We start from the raw sequence: 17,402 nt of genomic DNA on the forward strand, positions 1-17,402 counted from the left end.
AGCGCAAAAATGCAAACGCCAAGGAAAGACCTTGGCGTTTGTTAGAATTATCTAATAAATTTACAGCATGTAATTTTCAGGTAATTCTATACGTGATACACCCGTTTCAACCGCTGCTAGTGCAACAGCGCGTGCAACGCGTGGTAATAAGCGTGGATCCATTGGTTTTGGAATAATGTACTCTTTACCAAACTCTAATGATGTTGCACCAGACGCAGCTAATACTGACTGTGGCACTTCTTCTTTGGCAATTTCACGAATTGCATGTACTGCCGCCACTTTCATTGCTTCATTAATCACACTTGCGCGTGCATCTAATGCACCACGGAAAATGAATGGGAAGCACAATACATTATTAACTTGGTTTGGATAATCAGAACGACCAGTTGCCATGATCAAATCTTGACGTGCCGCATGCGCTAACTCAGGTTTAATCTCTGGATCAGGATTCGAACATGCAAAAATAATTGGATTATCAGCCATCAATTTCACATCGTCAGCAGCCAATACGTTTGGACCTGATACACCAACAAATACGTCGGCGCCGTTAATCGCATCTTGTAACGTACGCTTATCGGTATTATTAGCAAAATGCTGTTTATATTCGTTAATGTCATCACGACGAGTGTGAATCACACCTTTACGGTCTAACATGTAGATTTTTTCACGTTGTGCACCACATGAAATTAATAATTCCATACAAGCGATCGCTGCTGCGCCAGCGCCCATACAAACAATAACAGCTTCCGCGATGTTTTTACCTTGAATGTCTAGCGCGTTAATCATACCTGCAGCTGTTACGATTGCGGTGCCGTGCTGATCGTCATGGAATACCGGGATCTGACAACGCGAAATTAACGCTTTTTCAATTTCAAAGCATTCTGGCGCCTTAATATCTTCGAGATTAATACCACCGAATGTATCGGCAATATTGGCAACTGTATCAATAAATTCTTCTGTCGTACGGTGTTTCACTTCAATATCAATCGAATCGATATCTGCAAAGCGCTTAAATAGTAGTGCTTTACCTTCCATTACCGGCTTTGAAGCCAGTGGACCTAAATTACCGAGACCTAAAATCGCAGTACCATTAGTGATCACCGCCACTAAGTTGCCTTTGGCCGTATATTTATAAGCATCATCAGGGTTAGCAGCAATTTCACGCACTGGTTCTGCGACACCTGGACTATATGCTAAAGAAAGATCATCAGCGGTTTCTGCTGACGTAGTAAGTTGAATAGCAATTTTGCCTGGTTTAGGGTTCGCATGGTAATCCAATGCTTGCTGTCTAAGGTCTGACATACACAATATCCTGAATGAAATGAATGCACATAACTCACCCCCCTTAATTCAAGAATAACAAGGTGTGAGAAACAACGTTGGGGGAATTAAAATAATAATCGAATGTAACGCCAAATATTTAACTTTAATTTAACACAGGTCACTTTTATTTTACACTGAGCTAAATGAGCTAATAATATTGTTACCATGATTCTACATTAATTTAAGTTGTTTATTCTACCTTTACACTGGTACGAAGTGTTTATTTTTATATAATTTGCGAACTTTAGAAGAACATTTTTATCCAAACGAAAGCACTTAAGTTAAATCTAAGTTTGATAAATGTTTCAAACTGTTTTTCAGGTATAAAAAAAGGCACCCTAAGGTACCTTTTTGATTCACTACAACAAATTGTATAAATACAATTCTTATTTTGCAGCAAGAGCGCCAAAACGCTTGTTGAACTTATCAACACGACCGCCAGTATCAACATTACGTTGCTTACCAGTGTAGAATGGGTGACAGTTTGAACATACGTCTAGCGTGATGTTTTTACCGCGAGTTGAACCAACAGCGAAAATGTTACCGCATGAACATTTTGCTTCCATAGAAGCATATTCTGGGTGGATACCTTGTTTCATAGAAACCTCAATTTAGTTATGTCGCCATCTGAAACACTGCCAGACACCACATAAAGTTATAGAATTTTTAGGCTGCGAATAATATAGGATCTTGCCCCTAAATATCAATAGCTGATGCATAAATAAACCACAATTAGAAGATTAAACAGAAAATATCAAGACATTACCTAGTTAACAGCCGTAAACTGTTTGCCGAAATACAGATTTAGCCCGTAAAAGAGAGTTGAGTAAATGCCAGTTGTCGCCGTTGCCGTTCCCATACATTTAAGCAGAACTTTTGATTATACCTATTCTGATAATGAACATATTCAGCCAGGTATGCGTGTCTGTGTTCCCTTTATGAATAAGCAATTAGTAGGTATAACACTGGAAACCAAAAACGGCAGTGAATTTCCGCTCGAAAAACTAAAGCCAATCATTAATGTACTCGATGACAACGCTATTTTATCAACTGACATGCTGGCATTTTTTAGTTGGTGCGCTGATTATTACCACTACCCGATTGGTGAAGTGATCGCACAAGCCTTACCGGTATTATTACGTAAATTAGAGTCTGCAAAATTAAACAGCTATACATTCTGGCAATTAACCGATAACGCGCATGAATTAACAGCTCAAGAATTAAATCGTTTAACACCGGCTCAATTACAAACCATCAAGTTACTGGCTGAAACAGGACTAACCCAATCACACTTAAAGTTAGCCAATATAAAATCAACGACCATCAAAGCATTGCAAGACAAAGGGCTAATTAGCCAAGAATACATAGAGGTCCAAGATAACGATGCTCAACACTGGCGCCAGAATCTCGTTATTAGTGATAATCGCCCCTCCCTCAATACCGAGCAAGCGATCACCATTGCGGCGATTGATATTAATCACTTTGCCACTTACCTGCTTGATGGTGTTACTGGTAGTGGTAAAACCGAAGTCTATCTGAATGTCATAGAGAAAGTATTAAAGACTGGTAAACAAGCGCTGGTATTAGTCCCTGAAATAGGTCTCACACCACAGACTATTTCACGCTTCAAACGTCGTTTCAACGTACCTATTGTCGCGTTACACTCAGGTTTAAATGACGCTGAACGTCGTGAGGCTTGGCTTGAAGCACAAGCAGGTGTTGCAGGTATTGTCATTGGTACACGATCTGCAATATTTACCCCCATGCATGATTTAGGGGTGATCATTATTGATGAAGAACATGATGGGTCGTTGAAACAGCAAGAAACATTTCGTTATCATGCGCGAGACTTGGCCATCGTCAGAGCCCAGCGTAATAACATTGCCGTGGTATTAGGTTCAGCAACCCCTGCTTTAGAAACCCTACACAATGCCATGACAGGTAAATATAGTCACTTGCAGCTAACCCAACGCGCTGGTAATGCTCAGATGCCGAACCATCACCTCATCGACATCAAAAACCAGTCCTTAGACTCTGGCCTCTCTGCTGAGTTCATCGCATTAATGGCAACCCATTTAGCCGCAGGTAATCAAGTCCTGCTATTTCTGAACCGCCGTGGTTATGCGCCAGCAGTCATGTGCCATACCTGTGGTTCAATGGCTGAATGTCAGCGCTGTAATACCTATTACACCTACCATCAATCACGTAATATATTGCACTGTCATCATTGCGATGAACAATTTCCAAAACCACGTCGTTGCCCAAGTTGTGATTCCAATGAGATAATCACAGCTGGTTTTGGTACTGAACAGTTAGAAACTATGCTCAATAATCACTTTCCACAATACCCGATTATTCGTATTGATCGGGATAGTACCAGCCGCAAAGGCAGTTTAGAAAAATCATTAGAAGCCGTGCGCAAGCGAGAGTTCCGGATTTTGATCGGGACCCAAATGCTCGCCAAAGGTCATCATTTTCCAGATGTCACCTTGGTAGGACTCATTGATGTAGATAGCGCCCTGTTTAGCAGTGATTTTCGTGCCCCTGAAAAACTCGCGCAACTGCTTGTGCAAGTATCAGGTCGTGCCGGGCGTGCAGCCAAACAAGGGGAAGTGGCGATTCAGACCCATCATCCTGAACACGAACTTATTCAAGACCTAATCAATAACGGGTACAGTCATTTTGCCCAAACAGCATTACACGCCCGTTCTATGGCCAATTTACCGCCTTATAGCTTTCAAGCTTTATTCCGTGCCGAAGCTCATCAGTTTAGTGATGCCAACGCCTTTTTAGTCGAAATAAAACAGCTTGTTCAAGAGTATAACCACAACTCACAACTGCTTTGTTTAGGTCCGATGCCTGCCCCAATGGAGAAACGTGCGGGTAAGTACCGTTTACAATTATTGCTGCAAAGTCCACAGCGTCAGCACATCACTCATCTATTACGCCAAATAATGCCCAAAATAGAAGCATTAAAGTCTGCACGTAAAGCCCGTTGGTCATTAGACGTAGATCCAACTGAAATGTTGTAATGATATCGGCATTTATCCATTGATTAGCTAGTCAAATGCCCCTAATCACGCTAAAATGATCGGTCTATTTCACTCATCATTGCTAGTTAAGAGAATCCATGAAAGAGCATATTATACAGCTGCTAGAGCAGACAGTTACGATCTTAAAAGAACAACAAATCATTCCTGCAGATGCACAACCTCGCATTGCAGTAGATCGTACCCGCGACAAAGCTCATGGTGATTTAGCAACAAATTTAGCAATGATGATGGCAAAACCTGCGAAGAAGAATCCGCGTGAATTAGCACAATTAATCATTGATAATCTGCCAGAATCAGACTTAGTAAACCGTACTGAAATCGCAGGACCAGGTTTCATCAACATTTTCTTAAACCAAAACTGGTTAGCGCAACAGATTGATATCGCGCTTGAAGACGATAACCTTTCAGTGCAAAAAACAACAACACCAGATAACGTCGTTGTTGATTTATCATCACCAAATTTAGCCAAAGAAATGCACGTAGGTCACTTACGCTCATCAATCATCGGTGATTCTGTAGCACGTACATTAGAACTACTTGGTCATAACGTTATCCGTCAAAACCACGTAGGCGATTGGGGTACTCAATTCGGTATGCTCCTAGCATACATGGAAGAAAAACGAGCTGAAGATGCAGAAATCAGTATGCAACTTTCAGATCTAGAAGTCTTCTACCGCGCAGCAAAAGGCCGTTTCGACGAGTCAGAAGATTTTGCAACACGCGCTCGCGAAATGGTAGTAATGCTGCAATCAGGCGATGAAGAATGCAATAAGTTATGGCAAGAATTCAATGATGTATCACTTGCACATTGTCATGACATCTACAAACGTCTAAACGTGAAATTAACCCGTGAAGACGTGCGTGGCGAAAGCTTCTACAACAGCGACCTACATAACGTTGTTAACGAACTTGAAGCACAAGATCTACTCACAGAGTCAAACGGCGCTAAATGCGTATTCTTGGATGAATTCAAAAATAAAGACGGTGATCCACTACCTGTAATCATTCAGAAAAATGGCGGTGGTTTCCTATATGCGACAACAGATCTTGCAGCAATGCGCTTCCGTCAACAGAAACTGAATGCTAACCGTATTATGTATTTTGTTGACCAACGTCAAGCCCTACATTTCCAGCAAGTATTCTTTGTAGTACAAAAAGCCGGTTTCGTTAAACCAGAAACATCGTTAGAACACCTTGGTTTTGGTACCATGAACGGTGCAGATGGTCGCCCATTCAAAACCCGTTCAGGTGGTACTGTTAAGCTAGTTGATCTGTTAACAGAAGCAGAAGAGCGCGCTTATATACTCGTAAAATCGAAAAACCCAAACCTTGCAGAAGATGAACTTAAACACATCGCACGTGTTGTTGGTATTTCATCGGTTAAATACGCAGATTTATCTAAGAACCGTAGCAGTGACTACATTTTCAACTTTGACTCAATGTTAAGTTTTGAAGGTAATACGGCCCCTTACCTACTTTACGCTTGTACGCGTGTTGGTAGTATCTTCAATAAAGTCGATGCCGAAACAGTCGAAAAATTAGCTACAGCGAAGGTACAACTGAACGAAGATAAAGAGCAAGAGCTAGCCGGTAAACTTATTCAGTTTAACGAAATTGTTCATCAAGTAGCAAAACGTGCGACACCAAACACGTTATGTACTTACCTGTTTGAATTAGCGGGTGTATTCTCAAGTTTCTATGAAGCTTGCCCGATCTTAAGTACTGAAGACGAAGATGTTAAACTAAGCCGCTTAAAACTGGCGCAGTTAACGGCTAAAACACTTAAACAAGGCCTGGATCTTCTGGGTATTGAAACTTTGGAACGCATGTAAATTATGGCTCGTAAGGATTACGCCGGGCATGCCCCAAAGCCGAGAAAGAAGCGTAGTGCTAAAAAAGCACCACCTGCTAAAAAGAAACGCCCAGTGTTGGCTATCTTGCTGTTCTTATTGCTTGCGATTGGCTTGGGCTATTTTTTAGCTCAAATCAGTGGCACCGCAGAAAAATCGGTTTCAAAACCGGTAAAACAAACACAACCGAAAAAGCTAAAGGTAAAACCATTACCCGAAAAGCCAAAGGAAGTGTGGCAATACCCACAAGACTTACAAGAAAAAGAAGTCATTGTCGAAGTACCGCCACAGCAAGACACCGGTATTCGTTATCAAATGCAATGTGGTTCGTTCCGTCAACAATCACAAGCTGAAGCGATGAAAGCAACAATAGCCTTCCAAGGCTACACAGCCAACGTTCGCCACACAGGTAATTGGTATCGCGTGGTTTTAGGTCCTTACGAACGTAAACGTACAGCAGAAAAAGAGCGCCACCAAATTAAACGCGCAGGTGTCACAACTTGTGAAATTTGGCAGTGGAAGCCTTGAAAAACTAAATAGATATACCCACCTTAGTTTGTATATTGTAATGAAATCGCTTCATATCATATGAGGCGATTTTTTTACCTAGCATTTTTTACCTAACATAATAAAGCGTAGCTAGCTGCAACCAGCTGCGCTTAATTTAGAGTGGAGTTTATCGTGACTACTATTGTATCTGTACGCCGTGAAGGCAAAGTCGTAATGGCCGGAGACGGGCAAGTTTCTCTTGGCAACACGGTAATGAAAGGCAACGCAAAAAAAGTACGTCGTTTATACAACGGCCAAGTTATCGCAGGTTTCGCCGGTGGTACTGCTGACGCATTTACCCTAATCGAACGTTTTGAAGCTAAATTACAAGCTCACCAAGGTAACCTAGAGCGTGCCGCTGTAGAGCTTGCTAAAGATTGGCGCACCGACAAAATGTTACGTAACTTAGAAGCCTTACTGGCTGTAGCAGATAAAAAAAGTTCTTTCATCATCACAGGTAATGGCGACGTAGTGCAACCAGAGAATGATATTATTGCTATCGGATCTGGTGGTAATTTTGCCCAAGCATCAGCAATGGCATTATTAGAGAACACCGAGTTAGACGCTGAACAGATCGCTAAGAAATCCCTGACTATTGCAGGTAATATCTGTGTATTCACAAACGGTTTCCATACAGTTGAAACTATCGATTACTAAATTTTACCGAATTAAAGGAAATTTATTATGTCGTCAATGACACCAAGAGAAATCGTTTCTGAATTAGATCGTCATATTATCGGTCAACAAAATGCCAAGCGAGCCGTAGCAATTGCCCTACGTAACCGCTGGCGCCGCATGCAGTTAGATCAAGAACTTCGCCAAGAAGTATCACCAAAAAACATTTTGATGATCGGTCCAACGGGTGTCGGTAAAACAGAGATCGCACGTCGTTTAGCCAAACTAGCCAACGCCCCTTTTATCAAAGTGGAAGCTACTAAATTTACTGAAATTGGTTATGTCGGTAAAGAAGTTGAGCAAATCATCAAAGACCTAACCGATGTTGCAGTTAAACTGACACGCGAACAAGAAATGAAAAAATACCATGTTCGCGCAGAAGAAAATGCCGAAGATCGCGTATTAGATGCCTTACTACCAAACCCACGTAACAACTGGGGCGAAGAAGAAAAAGCCAGTAATGATAATACCCGTCAGATCTTCCGCAAAAAATTACGCGAAGGTAAATTAGACGACAAAGAAATTGATATTGAAATCGCCGCACCACAAATGGGCGTTGAGATAATGGCGCCTCCAGGTATGGAAGAAATGACCAATCAATTACAAGGTATGTTCCAAAATTTATCAGGCGGTTCAACGACTAAAACACGTAAGATGAAAGTAAAAGAAGCTTTCAAACAACTTGTTGAAGACGAAGCAGCAAAACTGGTTAACCCTGAAGAATTAAAAGAAAAAGCAATTTATGCCGTAGAGAATAACGGTATCGTATTCCTTGATGAAATCGATAAGATCTGTAAACGCAGCGATTCAAATGATGGGGGTGTATCACGCGAAGGTGTACAACGTGATTTATTACCGCTTATCGAAGGTTCAACAGTAACAACCAAACACGGTATGGTGAAAACAGATCACATCTTATTTATTGCATCAGGTGCTTTCCAAGTAGCAAAACCGTCAGACCTGATCCCTGAATTACAAGGTCGTCTACCTATTCGAGTTGAATTGGATGCACTTAAAGCAGAAGATTTTGTGCGAATCCTAACCGAGCCAAACGCATCATTAACAGAACAATACATTGCGATGCTAAAAACTGAAGGTGTGGATGTTAACTTCACTCAAGAAGGTATTGATGGTATCGCCAATGCAGCGTGGAACGTCAACGAAAAAACCGAAAATATCGGTGCTCGTCGTTTACACACAGTGATGGAACGCTTAATGGAAGAAATTTCATTCGATGCATCAGATAAAAATGGCGAAAAGCTTGTAGTTGATGGTGATTATGTAGGTAAATACCTAAACGAACTAGTCGAAGATGAAGATCTAAGTCGTTATATTCTTTAATTTATTCATAATGGTGCACTGTAATTAAACTAAAGAAAAAGGCGCTTATCATAGCGCCTTTTTCTCATTCAATACTGTGTTTAGCGACGATGCAACAATGCACTCTGGTTAGCCTCTATCGGCTTAATCTTTTCTGAATTCTGACACCAATGACAACGAATCCGTCGTAGTGAGTTTAGTTTCTTTTTCAGTTTAGATCGCTTCATTGGCAGCCCTCTCATTATCAAAATATGATCAGTATTCTCAGTCCAAATAAGATTAGTTCAGCTTTTCTAAAATACCAACAGCTCCACAGTACAATTCATGCAATTTAACCCATTATAGATAAAACACAACCTCCCTTCTTCCCTGCTCATCTCTTATTGCCTCATTCAAATATCGAATGAAATAATTCCCAATCAAAATATCAGACACTCACCACAAAATAACTGATTATCCATATACAGTTTTAATAATAAATATATTTACGAGCAGTTATGTCGCAATTTTACCCATCAAATTATGATAGGCTAAAGAAAGACTCTCACAAATAAAATTACTAAGAAGCTTCTGCAACCTATGTCCACTAAATATCCATGTGTCGAATTTGATAATCCATATAATTTAACCACTGAATCACAACTTGCAGATAAGTATCATGATGAAATATCGCAATTTTGGGATGCTACGATCGTAGAGCATTCACTACAAGGCGTTGATAACATTACTTTACGTTATGTATCGGCAATCATGAATAAAACAGGCCCAGCAATTGTACTCTTAGGTGGTCGTTCAGAGTCTTATCAAAAGTTTCGGGAATTAATCTTTGATCTGTGCCAACAAGGCTACTCAGTATATTGCTTAGATCACCGCGGACAAGGCATGTCAGATCGCCTACTTAAAAATCCCCACAAAGGCCATGTTGAAAATTTCCGTGATTACGTGACTGACTTAAGGCTATTCATTGACAAAGTAATAAGCCCAAGTAAACATAATAAACGATATTTACTTTGTCACTCTATGGGCGGCGCAATTGCGAGTTTATATTTACAAAGTTACCATCACGACTTTGATGCAGCAGTGCTAGCATCACCTATGTTTGGCATTAACTTTGGTCAGATTCCTCGTCCTATTGCCAACGTTTATAGCCGTGCTATGCATATTGTAAATAAAATTATTCATACAGAATCTTTTTATGCGCCAGGTAAAGGGGACTTTACACACTCACCATTTGAAAATAATCAGCTAACACAAAGCCCGTTACGATTTGATATTTTCCGCCGTAGCTACGGTTTTTACCCGCAAACCCAATTAGGTGGTCCTACAATTAATTGGCTACAACAAAGCATTAAAGCCTGTCGTCGTGCAATTCAGTATGCAGGAAACATTAAAACGCCTACATTGATCTTACAAGCAGGTGGTGATGAAGTGGTACTTGCTGAAGCACAGCAGCAGTTCTGTCGGGCATTAAGCCATGAAAATAATCGACACCAACCAGCAGAGCCAGTTTTAATTCCTGGCGCTGCACACGAATTATTCTTAGAAACGGATATTTTTAGGATCCCTGCGCTAACAGTAGCATTAAATTATTTTGCCAAACATTAAGCTCATTACTACGGACAGTAATCATGATAGAACTATTTTAGATATATAAAATAAAGTAAATATTGAGGTTAAGATGTATAAAGTTATCGTTTCTGATTTAGATGGTACGTTGCTGACGCCTGCACACATAGTCTCAGAACAAACCAAAATCACGATTCACAAGCTACTTAAGCAAGGTAAAAAATTTATCATTGCCACTGGCCGTCACAATGTCGACGTTGAAGCTATTAGAAAAACTATCGATGCTGAAATTTATCTCATTACCTCCAATGGTGCGAGAGTTCACAACGACAAAGGTGAACTGATTTACAGTAAAAATGTGCCGACTGATATAGCACAAATAATTGCTGAAATTGATTTACCGGATACGATCCAAGCCAATATTTACCGCGATGATGAATGGTTTGTAAATAAACCTAATCCAGAAATCCTCAACTTTAGTCAGGATTCTACTTTTAGCTACCAGGTCGTTGACCTATCCAAATTAGAAAAGACTGGTATCGCAAAATTCTTTTTCTGCGGTCCCCATGAAGATCTAGTGACGCTAGCAGCACAGATAAACGAACAATACAGTACAAAACTCAATGTTTCATTCTCGCTACCCGAATGCCTAGAAGTAATGGACATCAAAGTCAATAAAGCTGAAGCCCTTACTGAAGTACTTAAAATAAAAGGCTTCACAATGGCAGAAACAATTGCTTTTGGCGATGGTATGAATGATTTAGAGATGCTACAAGCCGTTGATAAAGGCTTAATAATGGGAAATGCTTCAACCATGCTGAAAGCAGCCCTACCCAATTTTGAACTGATAGGTCATTCAGCAGAAGACGGTGTAGCCCACTATATTGAAAAAAACATATTGTAGTTAATAATAGCTAACTGCATAATAAATTAGGATTAGTTACCAAGAAAGGAATTCTCGGTAACTAACTAGTAGCTAACAATTTAATAATCTCTCGATATCAAGGATGAATTATGCTTCGAGTTATGACCTACCTCTGCCTATTTATAATCACAGGCTGTGCACAACAGCACCACCTAATTATAATGAACAGTCCTTATTCGCTAAACGCCAGCAAACAGTATACGCCAAAGCGAACACTCAGCTCACTGTCGTCAATATCAGAGCTTCACAAGGTACAAAATACCCCAATCATCCCAGAAAAATACGCTAATTTCAGTGGCGTAGTGACAATCACAGCTAACCAACGCACAATACGCTTATGCCACAATGACGCAATATTTAACCTTCAACCCAACAATCATTTATTAGCCCAAATTAAGCGCTTAAATCAAAGTAATGCCTATATCGAATTTGAAGGGCAAATAAACCAATCACTACAATCTCATCATCAACGTGCAGAAATCACTATTGAACAACTGCATTATTTATCCAATCAAAATAATAATACTTGTCGTATGACAACCTCAGCACCCAATTTTGAAGTCATCGGTACAGAACAGAACTGGGTTGGTTACGGTCAAGACAATATATTCAGATTCGTCATTAAAGATTTAAACAGTAAATGGTCAATTAATAAAAGTGTTATCACAAAAGGCTTAAAGGCATTTGTCGAAACACAAGATAGTGATGGAAAGCAGCTAAATATATCCTTCACAGGTAACGGTTGTATCGATAACAATAATAATTACTGGCAGTACGAAACCAAATTACTTATAAATAAAAAACAAATAAAAGGCTGTGGTAAATATCCTAATCATCAAGAAAATACACAAGCATGGATTGGTAATTACCATTACAAAAACAGTAATGTCACGATTGAACTCGAACTTGCAGAGTATCATCAAGCTAACGTAAAATATCACTATCGCAATGGCACAACCCAACATAGTCGTGGTTATTGGCATTTTTATGGTTCATCAGGTCTAAAACTATTACTCACTCAACATCAAGGTAAAAAAGCCAATGTTGTCTACCACTTCAGACGTGATGGAGTCAGGTTACAAGCAAGCCAACAATGGCGGGATAACACAAAATATAGCTTTAATGGGGCAATACTGACACTGGACAGAATGGACGATAAGATTGAATCATTTACTACAATAGGACTTATACCGAGAGTCCGACACTTCCAATCTAAAACTATTCCCTCTCCAACCGTAAGTACTTCCGCAATCAACAAGGCCGTCAAACGCTATTTTGCGATGCATAAGACCAAAACAGATAAATCAAAATACTGGTTTAGTGAATATGACTTAAATGGTAACGGTAACAAAGACTTATTAGTCATGATCGACTGGTGTAAAAAGGATGGTTGTGTTTTATTAGTATTCGAGAATAAATTAAACCGTTATAAGTTTGTCAGTCGTATCGCACAAGTCCAGGCACCAATCCAGATAAGTAAGACTCAACAGCATCAATGGCAAAGTTTGTTAATTAAAAAGAATCAAAACTGGCAGCAACTAGACTTTGATGGGATCAGCTATCCAGCCAAAGTCACTAATGGTAAACCGGCAAAAATAGACCAATTTACACAAATACTGCTAATGACCAACTCACTAACTGCGGATAATAGCATTTATATAAAATAAACATCGATACGATATAACAAACTTATATTCACAACATAATTAGAATAGATGGTTAATTTTCGTAAGGACATGAAAGTTAACTTATAATTTCTAAATGACATGATATACATTAACCTATTATATTCTTTTACTTATATAGGTTTAATGTGTCTGATTTTACTTACCCCACTACCAATAAAGGTTTTGCATTAAAATTAATTGATGATCGCCAAGCATTATCATCTCAACGGATCGAGTTAAAAGAAAAGCCACTGCCTAAACTAAAATCAGGGCAGGTATTAATAAAAATGTTAGCTGCGCCAGTCAATCCATCCGATCTAGTATACTTATTAGGTCGGTATGGCATCGCGCCCGTTGATTCTGCATTTGTTGGATTCGAAGGTTGCGGTGTTGTCGTAAAAGCCAATGCTGGATTATACGGTAAATGGCTGGAAGGCAAGCGGGTATCATTGTCTGCAGTACCAGGCCTAGATGGTGTATGGGCTGAATATGCTATTACGAGTGCCAACTACTGCCTACCGATAAGAAAAGACATTAGCGATGAGCAAGCATCTACTATTATCGTTAATCCATTAACATCTATTTGTATGATTGATCGCGCCATCGAACTCGGAGCTAAAGCAGTAATAATTAATGCGGCAGCCAGCCAAGTCGGTAAAGGAGCTATTCGTTATGCCAAAATGCATAACCTAAAAACCATAGCGACAGTTCGCAGTGTCTCAAATGTCAATGTATTAGAAAAGTTAGGGGCAGATTGCGTATTGTTAACCACTGCCGACGATTATAAGCAACAGTTAACCGATGCTTGTCAGCGTATAAAGCCAACCGTGCTATTAGACGCAGTTGCTGCACTGGATACACCGCAAATACTTCACGCAATGCCAAAACGATCAACAGCAATCGTTTATGGACGATTAACCGAAAATCATGATCCAATTGGTGGTCAATTTGGTGTATCAGATGTTATCTTTAAAGATATAAAAATAGAGGGATTTTGGCTGGCGAATTATTTCGCGAAATCAAAACCATGGCATATTTATGCACTAAGCAAAAAAGTTCAGAAGCTATTCGCAGAAGGGGTTTTTCAGACAGATATCTATGGCACTTTTAACTTTGATACCTTCTCGAGCGCACTTGATCATTACGCGAATAATAAAAGTGACGGTAAAGTCATCCTAAAGTTCACATAGCTTTAACTAATTAAATAAAAACACCAAAATTTGATAATGTGATTAACACCATCACATTATCAAATTGTAAACCAGCAAAGCTAAGAATAGTATAACAACTGCAGCCTATTGAATTTAAAAAACCTTCTCGCTTTTATACTACATAGTCCTGTTTAATTATTTAAAGCAATCATACAAACTGACCACAACTCCAGCCAGAAGACCAAGCCCACTGAAAGTTATAACCACCTAACCAACCACTTACATCCACGACTTCGCCAATAAAGTATAAACCAGCGGCTTTTTTGGCTTCCATGGTTTTCGATGAAAGCTCATTGGTATCTACACCACCTAAGGTGACTTCAGCAGTACGATAACCCTCTGTCCCGTTCGGTTTTATTTTCCAGTTATGCAGGAGTGTTGAAATGTCATTAAGCTCTTTATGCTGTAACTGCTTCAGCGTACATTCAGGTAATAATCCATCAGCATAGAATATCTCAACAAGACGTTTAGGTATGACGCGCGCTAATGCTGTCTTTAATGCTTGATTAGGGCTCGACTCAGTCATTCTCGCTAAAGTGTCGGTTATTTCAGTATCTGGCAATAAGTTAATGCTAATCGCTTCACCTGTATTCCAGTAAGATGATACTTGCAGTACTGATGGTCCAGACAGCCCACGGTGGGTAAACAACAAAGCTTCTTTGAAGCTAATACCCGATTCTGTGGTGATACGCGCAGGTAGGCTGACACCTGACAAATCAGCATACTTGTCTTTATCGTGCTGCTGTAGAGTAAATGGAACCAGACCCGCTTTGGTCGTATTTACTTTTAAACCAAACTGCTCTGCAATTTTATAACCATAAGGCGTAGCGCCAAGTTTTGGCATAGACAGACCACCCGTTGCTACAACCACTGATTCGCAATTTAGAGCACCTTGACTGGTTTGCAAATGAAAACGACCGTCATCTGCTTTTTCAATGGATAGTATTTCAGTTCGCAATTGGATCTTAACACCTGCCCAATCGCATTCGGTATGCAACATATCAACAATATCTTTTGCTGAATCGTCACAGAATAATTGCCCATGTTCACGCTCATGGTAAGCAACACCATGGCGCTCGACCATATCAATGAAGTTCCACGCGGTATAACGACTTAATGCGGATTTGACGAAATGCGGATTAGCGCAAATAAATGCATCGGTAGAAAGCTCGTTATTTGTAAAATTACAACGACCACCGCCACTAATTAAAACTTTACGGCCCGCTTTCTTAGCATTATCGAGAACCAATACAGAGCGACCTCGGTAACCAGCACTTGCCGCACACATCAATCCAGCAGCACCTGCACCAATTACTATCACATCACAACTTTGGCTCATCGAAGACCTCTAATTTAACTAGAATACAAAAATGGAGCCGCAGAATAGCATTAATTATCCAGATACCCAAACGACTTCAGTCAGTATATAGAGAGATTAATTATTGCTGGTTAATACGCTCTTCGACTTCAGGCTCTAAGTAAGCCATTTCATCAAGATCTGCCGCCCATTCGTGCTTTTCAGCTAACAAACGTAACATACGAATCGCGGTTACTTGTACGATAGCAACTTCAGACCACATCGATTTGTTTAGACAACGCCAATGATCAGCATCAATACATTTCGGGTTATTAAGTTGTTCACTGCAAGTATCACAAATTAAAATGCAATCATCATAATCTGGCGTTGTCGGTATAGGCGCGACTTCGAAAATATTTAGTTTCACACCCGATGCATCACATGTTTCGCAATGCGAACGTGCACGTCGTGCTAAATTTTTACCGAATGCATTTAATTCATCTTTTCTATGTTGATGTTTATCTAGCCCTTTAGCCATATGCTATTTAAATTCCTATATATATAAACTGTGTTGAAAATACGTCTATTTGTTGGTAATAGCAAATACTAGCTACAATAAAACCCCCGATAAGATGACATTCATATATAAATACTTCATTGATGTTGAGTGCGTTGGTATAATTAACTTACACGGATAGCATTTTAGTAAAGGAATAACGAATGATCCCAATCAATAAACCTATCAACCCAAATTTTTCATCAGGGCCTTGTAGTAAACGCCCTGGCTATGAGTTAGCAAAGCTGGACATAACCACACTTGGCCGCTCACACCGTTCTAATATTGGTAAAACTGCACTACAGCAAGCTATTAAACAAACCAAAGAACTCTTAAAAATCCCTGATGACTATCGCATCGCGATTGTCCCGGCTTCTGATACCGGCGCGATGGAGATGATGCTGTGGTCGTTACTAGGAACCAAACCGGTTGATGTTTGCTACTGGGAATCGTTTGGTAAAGGCTGGTTCAGCGATATTAAAAATGAGCTACAAATTAGCAATGTTAATGCAATAACCGCTGATTATGGTCAACTCCCTGATTTAACAACAACGAATCCAGAGCATGATATTGTCTTTACTTGGAATGGCACGACATCTGGCGTTAAAGTGCCGAATGCTGACTGGATCAGTGACCAACGCACAGGTTTAACAATTTGTGACGCCACCTCAGCTGTATTCGCTATGCCAATGGCATGGGATAAACTCGATGTAACCACATTCAGTTGGCAAAAGGTCTTAGGTGGGGAAGGTGCTCATGGCATGATCGTACTGAGCCCTGCTGCGGTTGAACGTTTAGAGTCTTATACACCACCTTGGCCATTACCTAAGATTTTTCGTTTAACTAAAAATGGTAAATTGATTGAAGGGATCTTTACAGGCGCAACCATTAACACCCCATCAATGCTATGCGTAGCTGATTATTTAGATGCATTAAACTGGGTAGATGCAATAGGTGGTATTAACGTAGCAATTAGCCGTTCTGAGAACAATTTAGCAATTTTGGCCAACTTTGTTGACCAACATGAATGGATTGATTTTCTTGCAGAACGAGCTGAGTATAGATCGAATACCAGTGTATGCTTACGTTTAACGCTAAGTGATGCTCAACTAAAGGCATACAGTAAACTATTAGCTCAGCAACAAGTTGCTTATGATATTAACTCATATAAAGATGCGCCGTCAGGGCTCCGTATTTGGTGTGGAGCTACGGTAGAATCACATGATCTCGAGTTACTATTACCTTGGCTCGTTTGGGCTTATGAAAGCGTTCTAAATAAAGAATAAAAACGTTACGATTTACGCATCGTAATATACACAAAACCAGCCTAAGCTGGTTTTTTATCGATCGTTGACTTAAATATCAGACACAAAAAAGCCGATATCATTATTGATATCGGCTCTCTCTAAT

At 39.9% G+C, this 17,402-nt stretch carries 14 protein-coding genes; 10 read left to right on the forward strand and 4 right to left on the reverse strand.

Annotation, left to right across the window (positions count from 1 at the left end):
• Positions 1-60: 60 nt before the first annotated feature.
• Together BT797_RS13120 and rpmE are read right to left on the reverse strand one after the other, a co-directional pair.
• Positions 61-1,302 (reverse strand): malic enzyme-like NAD(P)-binding protein, encoded by a 1,242-nt coding sequence (locus BT797_RS13120; RefSeq protein WP_075472323.1) that lies wholly within the window; start codon positions 1,300-1,302, stop codon positions 61-63.
• 407 nt (positions 1,303-1,709) lie between these two features.
• Positions 1,710-1,922: a 50S ribosomal protein L31 gene (rpmE, locus tag BT797_RS13125; protein ID WP_045112231.1), complete on the reverse strand. Its 213-nt coding sequence runs from the start codon at positions 1,920-1,922 to the stop codon at positions 1,710-1,712.
• A 231-nt stretch (positions 1,923-2,153) separates the two neighbouring features.
• Here rpmE and priA point away from each other — a divergent pair, with 231 nt between their 5' ends.
• From priA to BT797_RS13170, 9 genes are all read left to right on the forward strand, one after another.
• Positions 2,154-4,355 carry a primosomal protein N' gene (priA, locus tag BT797_RS13130; RefSeq protein ID WP_045112232.1) on the forward strand — a complete coding sequence of 734 codons (2,202 nt, stop codon included), beginning with the start codon at positions 2,154-2,156 and terminating at the stop codon, positions 4,353-4,355.
• A gap of 98 nt (positions 4,356-4,453) precedes the next feature.
• Positions 4,454-6,208: an arginine--tRNA ligase gene (gene argS, locus BT797_RS13135; protein ID WP_045112233.1), complete on the forward strand. Its 1,755-nt coding sequence runs from the start codon at positions 4,454-4,456 to the stop codon at positions 6,206-6,208.
• Positions 6,209-6,211: 3 nt separating this feature from the next.
• Complete coding sequence (locus BT797_RS13140) at positions 6,212-6,754, forward strand: SPOR domain-containing protein (RefSeq protein WP_045112234.1); 543 nt, start codon at positions 6,212-6,214, stop codon at positions 6,752-6,754.
• A gap of 153 nt (positions 6,755-6,907) precedes the next feature.
• Entirely contained in the window at positions 6,908-7,432 is a 525-nt protein-coding gene (gene hslV / locus BT797_RS13145) for an ATP-dependent protease subunit HslV (protein WP_045112235.1), read from the forward strand.
• A gap of 27 nt (positions 7,433-7,459) precedes the next feature.
• Positions 7,460-8,791 (forward strand): ATP-dependent protease ATPase subunit HslU, encoded by a 1,332-nt coding sequence (hslU, locus tag BT797_RS13150; protein ID WP_045112236.1) that lies wholly within the window; start codon positions 7,460-7,462, stop codon positions 8,789-8,791.
• 558 nt (positions 8,792-9,349) lie between these two features.
• Complete coding sequence (locus tag BT797_RS13155) at positions 9,350-10,375, forward strand: alpha/beta fold hydrolase (RefSeq protein ID WP_045112237.1); 1,026 nt, start codon at positions 9,350-9,352, stop codon at positions 10,373-10,375.
• A gap of 73 nt (positions 10,376-10,448) precedes the next feature.
• Positions 10,449-11,240, forward strand: a complete 792-nt coding sequence (locus BT797_RS13160) for a Cof-type HAD-IIB family hydrolase (protein WP_045112238.1) — start codon at positions 10,449-10,451, stop codon at positions 11,238-11,240.
• A gap of 110 nt (positions 11,241-11,350) precedes the next feature.
• Entirely contained in the window at positions 11,351-12,928 is a 1,578-nt protein-coding gene (locus BT797_RS13165; protein ID WP_075472325.1) for a hypothetical protein, read from the forward strand.
• Positions 12,929-13,074: 146 nt separating this feature from the next.
• On the forward strand, positions 13,075-14,118 hold the full coding sequence (locus tag BT797_RS13170) for a zinc-binding dehydrogenase (protein WP_052678405.1): 1,044 nt from the start codon (positions 13,075-13,077) through the stop codon (positions 14,116-14,118).
• Between the two features lie 169 nt (positions 14,119-14,287).
• Here BT797_RS13170 and BT797_RS13175 read toward each other — a convergent pair whose 3' ends face one another.
• Both BT797_RS13175 and BT797_RS13180 read right to left on the reverse strand, forming a co-directional pair.
• On the reverse strand, positions 14,288-15,478 hold the full coding sequence (locus tag BT797_RS13175; RefSeq protein WP_075472327.1) for a BaiN/RdsA family NAD(P)/FAD-dependent oxidoreductase: 1,191 nt from the start codon (positions 15,476-15,478) through the stop codon (positions 14,288-14,290).
• Between the two features lie 100 nt (positions 15,479-15,578).
• The gene (locus tag BT797_RS13180; RefSeq protein WP_045112241.1) at positions 15,579-15,974 is read right to left on the reverse strand and encodes a PhnA protein; all 396 of its coding nucleotides are present in this window, start codon (positions 15,972-15,974) and stop codon (positions 15,579-15,581) included.
• A 182-nt stretch (positions 15,975-16,156) separates the two neighbouring features.
• Between BT797_RS13180 and BT797_RS13185 the strand changes: the two genes are divergently transcribed.
• Positions 16,157-17,278: a phosphoserine transaminase gene (locus tag BT797_RS13185; protein WP_045112242.1), complete on the forward strand. Its 1,122-nt coding sequence runs from the start codon at positions 16,157-16,159 to the stop codon at positions 17,276-17,278.
• Positions 17,279-17,402 lie beyond the last annotated feature (124 nt).

The organism is Moritella viscosa (genome assembly GCF_900120065.1).
GTDB lineage: Bacteria > Pseudomonadota > Gammaproteobacteria > Enterobacterales > Moritellaceae > Moritella > Moritella viscosa.

Bases quoted from the DNA above. Each gene is read 5' to 3' on its own strand.
- BT797_RS13120 (WP_075472323.1), bottom strand. From the start codon at position 1,302: ATGTCAGACCTTAGACAGCAAGCATTGGATTACCATGCGAACCCTAAA.
- rpmE (WP_045112231.1), bottom strand. From the start codon at position 1,922: ATGAAACAAGGTATCCACCCAGAATATGCTTCTATGGAAGCAAAATGT.
- priA (WP_045112232.1), top strand. From the start codon at position 2,154: ATGCCAGTTGTCGCCGTTGCCGTTCCCATACATTTAAGCAGAACTTTT.
- argS (WP_045112233.1), top strand. From the start codon at position 4,454: ATGAAAGAGCATATTATACAGCTGCTAGAGCAGACAGTTACGATCTTA.
- BT797_RS13140 (WP_045112234.1), top strand. From the start codon at position 6,212: ATGGCTCGTAAGGATTACGCCGGGCATGCCCCAAAGCCGAGAAAGAAG.
- hslU (WP_045112236.1), top strand. From the start codon at position 7,460: ATGTCGTCAATGACACCAAGAGAAATCGTTTCTGAATTAGATCGTCAT.
- BT797_RS13155 (WP_045112237.1), top strand. From the start codon at position 9,350: ATGTCCACTAAATATCCATGTGTCGAATTTGATAATCCATATAATTTA.
- BT797_RS13160 (WP_045112238.1), top strand. From the start codon at position 10,449: ATGTATAAAGTTATCGTTTCTGATTTAGATGGTACGTTGCTGACGCCT.
- BT797_RS13165 (WP_075472325.1), top strand. From the start codon at position 11,351: ATGCTTCGAGTTATGACCTACCTCTGCCTATTTATAATCACAGGCTGT.
- BT797_RS13175 (WP_075472327.1), bottom strand. From the start codon at position 15,478: ATGAGCCAAAGTTGTGATGTGATAGTAATTGGTGCAGGTGCTGCTGGA.
- BT797_RS13180 (WP_045112241.1), bottom strand. From the start codon at position 15,974: ATGGCTAAAGGGCTAGATAAACATCAACATAGAAAAGATGAATTAAAT.
- BT797_RS13185 (WP_045112242.1), top strand. From the start codon at position 16,157: ATGATCCCAATCAATAAACCTATCAACCCAAATTTTTCATCAGGGCCT.